The sequence below is a fragment of the Bacteroides sp. ET336 genome (assembly GCF_024733815.1).
Lineage (GTDB): Bacteria > Bacteroidota > Bacteroidia > Bacteroidales > Bacteroidaceae > Phocaeicola > Phocaeicola cellulolyticus.
In genome coordinates this window covers 124,157-135,018 of record NZ_JANRHK010000004.1, presented here as the reverse complement: position 1 = coordinate 135,018, position 10,862 = coordinate 124,157, and the positions used below count along the sequence as shown (strand labels likewise).

Below are 10,862 nucleotides of genomic sequence, written 5' to 3'. Positions count from 1 at the left end.
AAGTATGGCTTTTAGAAAAGATACTAAAATAAAAAGTAATTTCTCTAAGATTACTATTGGTTTGGCTTCACCAGAAGAGATTCTTGAAAACTCTTACGGTGAGGTTCTGAAACCAGAAACCATTAACTACCGTACCTATAAGCCTGAACGTGATGGCTTGTTCTGCGAGCGTATATTCGGTCCGGTAAAGGATTACGAATGTCACTGTGGTAAATACAAACGTATTAGATATAAAGGTATTGTCTGCGACCGTTGTGGTGTTGAAGTAACAGAAAAGAAAGTACGCCGTGAACGTAGTGGACATATACAGCTTGTTGTACCGGTTGCTCATATCTGGTACTTCCGTTCATTGCCTAATAAAATCGGTTATCTGCTCGGCTTGCCTACAAAGAAGCTTGATGCAATCATTTATTATGAACGCTATGTCGTTATACAACCGGGTATTAAGGCTGAAGACGGATTGAGCAAGTATGATTTGCTTGAAGAAGGCGAATATCTTGATATCATGGAATCACTTCCTAAGGAAAACCAGTTCCTTGACGATAGTGACCCTAACAAGTTCATCGCTAAGATGGGTGCTGAAGCAATCTACGATCTTCTTGCAGGATTGGATCTTGACGCTCTTTCATACGAGCTTCGTCATAAGGCTAACAATGATTCATCTCAGCAGCGTAAAAATGAGGCTTTGAAACGTTTGCAGGTTGTTGAATCGTTCCGTGCTTCTAAGGGAAGAAACAAACCGGAATGGATGATCATCAAGAACGTACCTGTTATTCCGCCAGAATTGCGTCCGCTTGTTCCATTGGACGGTGGTCGTTTCGCGACTTCTGACTTGAATGATTTGTATCGTCGTGTAATCATACGTAACAACCGTCTGAAGAGACTTATTGAAATCAAGGCTCCGGACGTAATCTTGCGTAATGAAAAGCGTATGCTTCAGGAAGCTGTTGACTCATTGTTCGATAACTCTCGTAAAGCTAGCGCGGTTAAGACAGACGCTAACCGTCCTTTGAAATCTCTTTCTGACAGCTTGAAAGGTAAGCAGGGACGTTTCCGTCAGAACTTGTTGGGTAAGCGTGTTGACTACTCTGCACGTTCGGTAATCGTCGTTGGTCCTGAATTGAAGATGGGTGAGTGCGGTATTCCTAAGTTGATGGCTGCCGAACTTTACAAACCATTTATCATCAGAAAACTTATTGAAAGAGGTATCGTCAAGACTGTAAAATCAGCGAAGAAGATAGTTGACCGCAAGGAAGCTGTTATTTGGGATATCCTTGAACATGTAATGAAAGGACATCCGGTATTGCTGAACCGTGCGCCGACACTTCACCGTTTGGGTATCCAGGCATTCCAGCCTAAGATGATCGAAGGTAAGGCTATCCAGTTGCATCCATTGGCATGTACTGCGTTCAACGCCGACTTCGACGGTGACCAGATGGCCGTTCACTTGCCTTTGAGCAATGAAGCTATTCTGGAAGCTCAGATGTTGATGTTGCAGTCACACAACATCCTTAACCCTGCAAACGGTGCGCCTATCACTGTGCCTGCACAGGATATGGTTCTTGGTCTTTACTATATTACTAAGTTGCGTAAGGGTGCAAAAGGTGAAGGACTTATATTCTACGGACCTGAAGAAGCTCTTATCGCATACAATGAAGGTAAAGTAGATATTCATGCAATAGTTAGCGTTGTAGCTAATGACTTGGATGAAAACGGAAATATAGTCAAGAAGATGATTAAGGAAACTTCTGTAGGACGTGTAATCGTAAATGAAATCGTTCCTGACGAATGTGGTTACCTTAATACAATCATATCTAAGAAGTCATTGCGTGACATCATCAGCGATGTAATCAAGGCTGTGGGTGTTGCACGTGCTTGTGAATTCCTTGACGGTATCAAGAACCTTGGTTATAAGATGGCATTCGAAGGTGGTCTGTCGTTCAACCTTGGTGATATCATTATACCGAAGGAAAAAGAAGAACTGGTAAGACGTGGTAACGAAGAAATTGAACAGATTATGATGAACTATAACATGGGATTCATTACTGACAATGAACGTTACAACCAGGTAATTGATACTTGGACACACGTTAACAGTGACTTGTCTGATATTCTGTACAAGACTATCAAGAACGACGACCAGGGATTCAACTCAGTATTTATGATGCTTGATTCAGGTGCCCGTGGTTCTAAGGAACAGATCCGTCAGTTGTCTGGTATGCGTGGTTTGATGGCTAAACCTCAGAAAGCAGGTGCCGAAGGTGCTCAGATCATTGAAAACCCTATCCTTTCTAACTTTAAGGAAGGTCTTTCCGTGTTGGAGTACTTTATTTCAACTCACGGTGCTCGTAAGGGTCTTGCCGATACTGCGTTGAAGACTGCCGATGCCGGATACTTGACTCGTCGTCTTGTTGACGTATCACACGATGTGATTATCAACGAAGAAGACTGTGGTACATTGCGCGGACTTGTTTGTACAGCATTGAAGAATAACGATGAAGTTATTGCTACACTTTATGAACGTATTTTGGGACGTGTTTCTGTACACGACATTATACATCCTACAACTGGTGAGCTTATTGTTGCTGCCGGTGAGGAAATAACAGAAGCAATAGCTGAAGAAATAGAAAAATCACCTATCGAAAGCGTAGAAATCCGTTCTGTGCTTACTTGTGAGTCTAAGAAGGGCGTTTGTGCTAAATGTTACGGACGTAACCTTGCTTCAAGTAAGATGGTTCAGAAAGGTGAGGCTGTGGGTGTCATCGCTGCACAGTCAATCGGTGAACCGGGTACACAGCTTACTCTTCGTACATTCCACGCCGGAGGTATCGCCGGTAACATGGCTGCTAATGCATCTATCGTTGCCAAGAACCCTGCTCGTCTGGAATTTGAAGAATTGCGTACTGTTGATGCTGTTGAAGAAACAGGCGAACCAGTTAAGATTGTTGTAGGACGTTTGGCTGAAGTTCGTTTCGTTGATATCAATACTGGTATCATATTGTCAACTCACAACGTACCTTACGGTTCTAAACTTTATGCAGCAGACGGTGAAATTGTTGAACAGGGTAAACTTATTGCAAAATGGGACCCATTCAACGCTGTAATCGTAACTGAAGTTGGTGGTAAGATAGACTTTGAATCAGTAATCGAGAACGTAACTTATAAGGTTGAATCTGATGAAGCAACCGGTTTGCGTGAAATCATCATTACTGAGTCTAAGGATAAGAACAAGATCCCATCATTGCATATACTTGACGAAAACGGTGGTATCCTGCGTACATACAACTTGCCTGTAGGTGGTCACGTAGTAGTAGAGGATAAGGAAAACGTTAAGGCCGGTGACATTCTTGTTAAGATTCCACGTGCGGTAGGTAAGGCTGGTGATATCACCGGTGGTCTTCCACGTGTAACAGAGTTGTTTGAGGCTCGTAACCCATCTAACCCTGCTGTGGTATCAGAAATTGACGGTGAAATCACAATGGGTAAGATCAAACGTGGTAACCGTGAAATCATCGTGACATCCAAGACAGGTGAAGTACGTAAGTATCTGGTAGCATTGTCTAAGCAGATTCTTGTACAGGAAAACGACTATGTACGTGCCGGTACTCCATTGTCTGATGGTGCTATTACTCCAGCTGATATCCTTGCTATTAAGGGTCCTACAGCTGTACAGGAATATATCGTTAACGAAATCCAGGATGTTTACCGTCTGCAGGGTGTGAAGATCAACGATAAGCACTTCGAAATTATCGTACGTCAGATGATGCGTAAGGTACAGATTGACGAACCGGGTGATACAAGATTCCTTGAACTTCAGGTGGTTGACCGCCAAGAGTTTAACGAAGAAAATGATAGAATCTGGGGTAAGAAAGTTGTAGTGAGTGCGGGAGATTCTCAGAACCTTAAACCGGGTCAGATAGTAACAGCTCGTAAGTTGAGAGATGAAAACAGCTTGTTGAAACGTCGTGACCTCAAACTGGTTGAAGTTCGTGATGCTATTCCTGCTACATCAACTCAGATACTTCAGGGTATCACTAGAGCAGCTCTTCAGACTTCAAGCTTTATGTCGGCTGCTTCCTTCCAGGAAACTACTAAGGTGCTTAATGAAGCTGCAATAAACGGTAAGGTTGACCGTCTGGAAGGTATGAAGGAAAATGTGATCTGTGGTCATTTGATTCCTGCAGGTACCGGACAGCGTGAATTCGAAAAGATTGTGGTAGGTTCTAAAGACGAATACGATAGAATCCTTGCTAATAAAAAGAATATATTGGACTATAATGATGTAGAATAATCTATTCTTAATATATAAAAAGAGAGCAGTAACTTAATTGAATAATATTGAGTTACTGCTCTTCTTTTTTTGTTATATCTGATATTTTATCCGAAACAAATTCCCATTCTTCTGCCTTGTTCCACCAGTTCATGATTTTCTGTTACCAAACGTAGTTTCCCTGCAGTTTCGTAAAGAGGTATGGATGATATCTTGCTGCCTTGCAATGCCACCATTCTGCCGTATTGCTTATTTGAGATTAATTCTACAGCATGACCTCCCATCAGTGTTGCAAGGTTTCTGTCGAATGCCGTAGGGCTTCCACCACGTTGGATATATCCAAGAACAGTTTCCCTGGTTTCGAAACCTGTTTCGTATTCTATTTCCTCGGCTATATATTGCGCGGCTTTTTTACCTTCAGGGGTGTTTATTCCTTCTGCTACTACTACTATTGAGTAAGGTTTACCTTTTTTTAATCTGTTGATTATGGTATCACCTATCCTGTGAATGTCAAATGGAATTTCAGGCATTAATATAATATCTCCGCCACCTGCCATACCTGAATACAGGGCCAACCATCCGGCTTTATGTCCCATGACCTCTATAACCATTACCCTTTGATGTGAACTGGCTGTAGAATGTAGCCTGTCTATCGCGTCGGCGGCAATTGAAACTGCTGAATCAAAGCCAAATGATATGTCTGTACCCCATACATCATTATCAATGGTTTTAGGGATGCTTACTACATTTATACCTACTTCCATTAATTTGGCAGCAGTTTTTTGTGTACCGTTCCCGCCAATACAGACAAGACAGTCTATGCCATAATCCTTGATGGTATTTATGATCATTGATGGCTTGTCATTGTTGATCGAGGCTGAGGCTTTTTTGAATGGTTTCTCACGTGATGTTCCGAGTATGGTACCACCTAATGTGAGTAAACCTGATATTGAATCTTCTGTAAGACGGTTTACATGTCCGTCCATTAGCCCACGGAACCCGTTGTGAATGCCGTAAACTTCCATTCCATAATGATTTAGTGCACTTTTGCATACACCGCGTATCGTTGCATTTATACCAGGACAATCGCCTCCTGATGTCAGTATTCCTATTTTCATATGGCAAACAATTAATTTATGATGTAAAGTTATTAAAAAAACAAGATTTACTCGATTTTAATAAAAAATAATCCTGCCAAACATATATATAATAATAAAAAACATACCTTTGCAATAATATCAAAAACAGAAAATTGTAATCAATATGAATCCAACCAAATTGATTGACAGAATATTTGAACCACGTAGAAAGCAGATTGAAAAGTATTCGGAACATGCCGAAGAAATACAGGAAAAGGTTTTGAACAGACTAGTAACTTCTGCTTCGTGTACAGAGTGGGGAAAACGTTATAATTACAAGAATATAAAAGATTATTCCGGATTTAATAAACTTCCAATTCAGACTTATGAGGATGTAAAAGAGTATATTGACCGCATGCGCCATGGCGAAAAAGATATATTGTGGCCTGGGCAGGTTAAATGGTATGCGAAATCGTCCGGTACAACTAATGATAAAAGCAAGTTTATTCCTGTCTCAAAAGACGGACTTAAAAACATTCATTACAAAGGAGGCAAAGATGCCGTTGCCTTATATCTCGGTGAGAATCCTGACAGCCATTTCTTCGAAGGTAAGGGACTGATACTAGGTGGAAGTCATGCGCCTAATTATAATCTGAAGGATAGTCTGGTTGGCGATTTGTCTGCTATACTTATACAGAATGTGAGTCCTTTGGTAAATCTTATACGTGTACCAAGCAAGGAGATAGCATTGCTGAGTGAGTTCGAGGAGAAAGTTGAAAGAATTGCTTCTTCTACTGTTAATGAGAATATTACTAATATTTCCGGCGTTCCTTCGTGGATGCTTGCTGTCATAAAAAGAATATTGGAAAAGACAGGAGCAAAAACTTTGGATGAAGTATGGCCAGGATTGGAAGTATTCTTCCATGGTGGAGTATGTTTTACTCCTTATAGGGAACAGTATAAGGGTCTTATAAAATCAGACAAGATGCATTATATGGAGACTTATAATGCAAGCGAAGGCTTTTTCGGACTTCAGAGTTCTTTGTCGGATCCTTCTATGCTTCTGATGATTGATTATGACGTCTTTTATGAATTTATTCCTTTAGATGAGTTCGAGAATGAAAATCCTACCGTAGTTCCGTTATGGGGAGTAGAAGTGGGCAAAAACTATGCAATGCTTATAAGTACCTCTTGTGGATTGTGGAGATATGTCATAGGTGATACTGTGAAATTTACTCAGAAAAATCCATATAAGTTTGTCATAACAGGACGTACCAAACATTTTATAAATGCTTTTGGAGAGGAATTGATGGTTGATAATGCAGAAAAAGGACTGCAGATAGCTTGTCGTGAAACAGGTGCACAGGTCTTGGAATATTCGGCAGCACCGGTATTTATGGATGCTGAGGCTAAATGCCGTCATCAATGGCTGATTGAATTCAGCTGTATGCCTGATTCTGTTGAACATTTCCGTCATGTGCTTGATAAGGCCCTTCAGAGTATAAATTCTGATTATGAAGCCAAAAGGCATAAAGACATTACATTGCAGGAATTGGAGATTATTGTAGCTCGTCCGGGATTGTTTCATGATTGGCTCAAACAGAAAGGGAAATTAGGCGGTCAGCACAAGATTCCACGTTTAAGTAATAATCGAGAATATATTGAGAGTATGTTAACTCTTAATATGTAAGCAATGTTTGTTTGAATTAATATCATTTACACCATAGTAAAGTTTTACGATGAAATTATCTACACTACATATTTTGCCAATTGCAGTAATAATATTGATGATATATGCATGTGCAAGTACGGGTACTCCGGATGGAGGACCATATGATGAGACTCCTCCAAAATTTGTACGTTCTACTCCCGAACCTAATGCTATAAACAATAAACGGAAGAAAGTATCATTAGAGTTTGATGAGTTCATCAAAATTGAAAATGCTGCAGAAAAGGTAATAATCTCGCCACCACAGGCAGAAATGCCGGAAGTAAAGGCTAGCGGAAAAAGAGTTTTAGTAGAGTTTTTTGACTCTTTAAAAGCAAATACTACCTATACAATAGATTTTGGCGATGCTATTGTAGATAATAATGAGGGAAATCCTATGGGAAATTTCTCTTATGCTTTTTCAACAGGAGAGACAATAGACACAATGGAAGTCTCGGGTACTGTTCTTAACGCTCAGGATTTGGAACCTATAAAAGGTATCCAGGTTGGATTGCACAAAAATCTGGACGACTCGGCTTTCGTGAAAATACCTTTCGACAGAATTTCGCGTACTGATAGTAGAGGACGATTCTCAATTAAGGGAATAGCTCCTGGAAAGTATAGAATATTTGCATTGAAAGATGGAAACCAGAATTATCTGTTCGATTCGAAAACAGAAATAATTGCATACAATGATTCTGTTATAGTTCCTTCTATGGAAGCTGCTGTAAAGAATGATACTGTATGGAACTCTATTGATACCTTAAAAATTGATACTGTTCTGACGGTGCATTATACTCATTTTATGCCTGATGATATTGTCCTAAGGGCTTTCAAAGAAGTAAATACAATGCAATATCTTGCTAAAAGCGAGAGAGAACAGCTAAACAGATTTTCACTCTATTTCAGCGCCAAGGCAGATACTCTGCCTACAATTACAGGAATTGATTTCGATGCGAAAGATGCCTTTATAATTGAATCTTCTGTTAACAACGATACAATAAGATATTGGATAAAAGATACTGTGCTTTGTGAAAGAGATACATTGACTCTTCAAGTAGATTATCTTTATACTGATACCTTGGGTAAACTTGTGCCGAAATGCGATACATTGATCATGATGAACAAGGTGAACAAGGCTAAACGTATGGCTATGGCAAAAGAAGAAATGGAGAAGAAAGAGAAAGAATTGAAGAAAAAAAGGAAAAAAGGAGATACTATAAATGTGGTTGAAACAAAATTCTTCAACATGAATGTTGATGCTCCTTCTTCAATGGATATAAACAGAAATTTATGCTTGAAATTCGATGAACCGGTGTTGAGTATTGATACTTCTGCAATTCATGTTGACGTGAAAGTTGATACCTTATGGGAAAATGAACGTTTCATATTGATGGCAGACAGTGTAGTGCCACGTCAATATTATATACTGAGCGATTGGAAGCCTGGAAACGAATACAGACTCAGAATAGACTCTACTGCAATAAAGAGTATTTATGGACTTCATACCAACAAGGTGGAAAATACTGTCAAGGTGAAAACTCTTGAGGAGTATGGAACTCTTTATTTGAATATAAGCGGAATAGAAGGTAATGATGCTTATGTGCAGTTGTTGAATTCAAGTGATGCTGTAGTAAGAGAACAGAAAATAAAGAAAAACAATACATGTGACTTTTATTTCCTTCAGCCAAATACGAAATATTACATAAGAATGTATATTGACAAGAATGGCAACGGAAAATGGGATACAGGCGAGTATGATAAAAAAATACAGCCTGAGGAAGTTTATTATTTCCCTAAAGTATGGGAAATGAAAGCAAACTTTGAGTTTGAAGAAAATTGGGATGTTAAGGCTGTACCTTTGGAAAAACAGAAACTTGATGAGATAAAGAAGCAGAAGCCTGAGGAAGCCAAGAAAATAAAAGATAGAAATAAGGAACGTGCAAAAAAATTAGGACTGACATCATGATAAAACGTATATATATATGCATATTATTGTTCCTGTTTACTGGAATATGTGCTAAAGCACAATGTGGCGCTGTAAATGACGCAATCAAGCCCGGTGAAGAACTCTCATATGAACTGAAATTCAACTGGAAGTTTATATGGATAAATGCCGGCTGGGCTAAAATGACGGTTGACACTACCACATATAATGGAATGAAATGTCTTAGGACAGATTTGGAGTCGTTTACAAACAAGAGGATTGATATGTTTTTCAGAATGCGTGATACTCTTACTTGTATTACTTCAGATGAACTTGTGCCGTTATATTTCCGTAAAGGAGCAGCAGAAGGCAAAAGATATAGTGTGGATGATGTAAAGTTCAGTTATAGGAATGGAAAGTGTATAGTAGATCAGTATAGGATAGTAAATGGAAACTTGAGAAAGAACTATCAGGAATCATCCGTTTGCGTTTATGATATGCTCAGCATACTTCTGCAGGCACGTTCTTATGATGCCACAAATTATAATATCGGTGATAAAATCCTGTTCTCTATGGCTACAGGAAAAGATGTAGATAAACAGACTCTTATCTACAGAGGAAAGGATGTTTATAAGGCAGAAGACGGATGTAAATATCGTTGCCTTGTATTTTCGCTTGTGGAATATGTAAAAGGAGAAGAAAAGGAAGTTATTACATTCTATGTGACAGATGACCGGAATCATTTGCCTGTGCGTCTGGATATGTATCTTAACTTCGGATCTGCCAAGGCATTCCTGACAAAGATAAAGGGTAATAAGTATCCGTTGGATTCTTTGGTGGAATGATGGTTTTGGCATGATTGGTTTCAATAACCTAATAATTAAAATCCATATATTATGATTAACAAATTGAAGAAAGAGCTTTCAGGAATATACAAAGTATTGATTTTGGTATGTGTATTGCCTTTTCTTGTAAGTGCATACTGTATTGGCTCTGATAATAGAGAAGGGCAAACTGAGGATGATAGATATACATGTGTTGATGTTCCGAGATATACTGTATTTTGTGGAGATACAATAGATTTGACAAGATATGACAGGCATGAACGTATGGATAGGGAATTGTTGGCATTCTCGTTTATGCATAGCACATCTATCCAGACTATTAAAAGAGCGAACAGATATTTCCCTGTGATTGTTCCTATCCTTAAAGAAAAGGGAATACCTGAAGATTTCAAGTATCTTATGGCAATAGAAAGTGCTTGCAACCCGCTGGCACGTTCAGGTGCAGGTGCTGCCGGATTATGGCAGTTTATGCCTACAACAGGAAAGGAATATGGGCTTGAGGTCAATTCTCATGTGGATGAAAGATATAATGTAGAGAAAGCCACTTATGCAGCATGTAAATATTTAAAGGATGCATATAATAAATTTGGCGATTGGGTAAGTGTTGCAGCTTCTTATAATGCAGGACAAGAAAGAATTTCACAGCAACAGGAGAAGCAATATACAGATGAAACCTTGGATCTTTATCTCGTGGAAGAAACCGCAAGATATATATATAGGATTTTTGCAGTTAAAATGTTGTTTGAAAATCCTACCGATTTCGGTTTTTACTTGAAATCATCTGATTTATATCCGCAAATTCATTATAGAACTGTAAAAGTGTCTGAAACTATAACAGATTTGGCGCGTTTTGCAAAAAGTCAGGGAACGACTTATGCGCTTTTGAAAAATCTGAACCCTTGGCTCAGAAGTACATCTCTCCCATGCAAGAACGGAAAAGAGTATGAAATAAAGCTTCCGGACAAAAACAATATGAATTATAATCCGGATTTTACAATGCCATACAGCAGGAATTGGGTGATTGATAAATAAG

The 10,862-nt window shown here is 39.1% G+C and carries 6 protein-coding genes; 5 read left to right on the top strand and 1 reads right to left on the bottom strand.

Annotated elements, in window-relative coordinates:
* Positions 1 to 4: 4 nt before the first annotated feature.
* A complete protein-coding gene (gene rpoC / locus NW213_RS06215; protein ID WP_204390635.1) occupies positions 5 to 4,291 on the top strand; it encodes a DNA-directed RNA polymerase subunit beta' in 4,287 nt (1,428 codons plus the stop codon).
* Positions 4,292 to 4,377: 86 nt separating this feature from the next.
* Here the strand turns inward: rpoC and NW213_RS06210 are convergent, their stop codons facing one another.
* A complete protein-coding gene (locus tag NW213_RS06210; RefSeq protein ID WP_154043749.1) occupies positions 4,378 to 5,388 on the bottom strand; it encodes an ATP-dependent 6-phosphofructokinase in 1,011 nt (336 codons plus the stop codon).
* 145 nt (positions 5,389 to 5,533) lie between these two features.
* Between NW213_RS06210 and NW213_RS06205 the strand changes: the two genes are divergently transcribed.
* The 4 genes from NW213_RS06205 to NW213_RS06190 are packed head-to-tail and all read left to right on the top strand — an operon-like array spanning position 5,534 to position 10,861.
* Complete coding sequence (locus tag NW213_RS06205) at positions 5,534 to 7,039, top strand: GH3 auxin-responsive promoter family protein (protein WP_204390637.1); 1,506 nt, start codon at positions 5,534 to 5,536, stop codon at positions 7,037 to 7,039.
* Positions 7,040 to 7,088: 49 nt separating this feature from the next.
* Positions 7,089 to 9,026: an Ig-like domain-containing domain gene (locus NW213_RS06200; protein WP_258322185.1), complete on the top strand. Its 1,938-nt coding sequence runs from the start codon at positions 7,089 to 7,091 to the stop codon at positions 9,024 to 9,026.
* Positions 9,023 to 9,829: a DUF3108 domain-containing protein gene (locus NW213_RS06195; protein ID WP_154043752.1), complete on the top strand. Its 807-nt coding sequence runs from the start codon at positions 9,023 to 9,025 to the stop codon at positions 9,827 to 9,829. The genes NW213_RS06200 and NW213_RS06195 overlap by 4 nt, the downstream gene beginning before the upstream one ends.
* Positions 9,830 to 9,880: 51 nt before the next feature.
* Entirely contained in the window at positions 9,881 to 10,861 is a 981-nt protein-coding gene (locus NW213_RS06190) for a lytic transglycosylase domain-containing protein (protein ID WP_258322184.1), read from the top strand.
* Position 10,862: the final 1 nt, after the last annotated feature.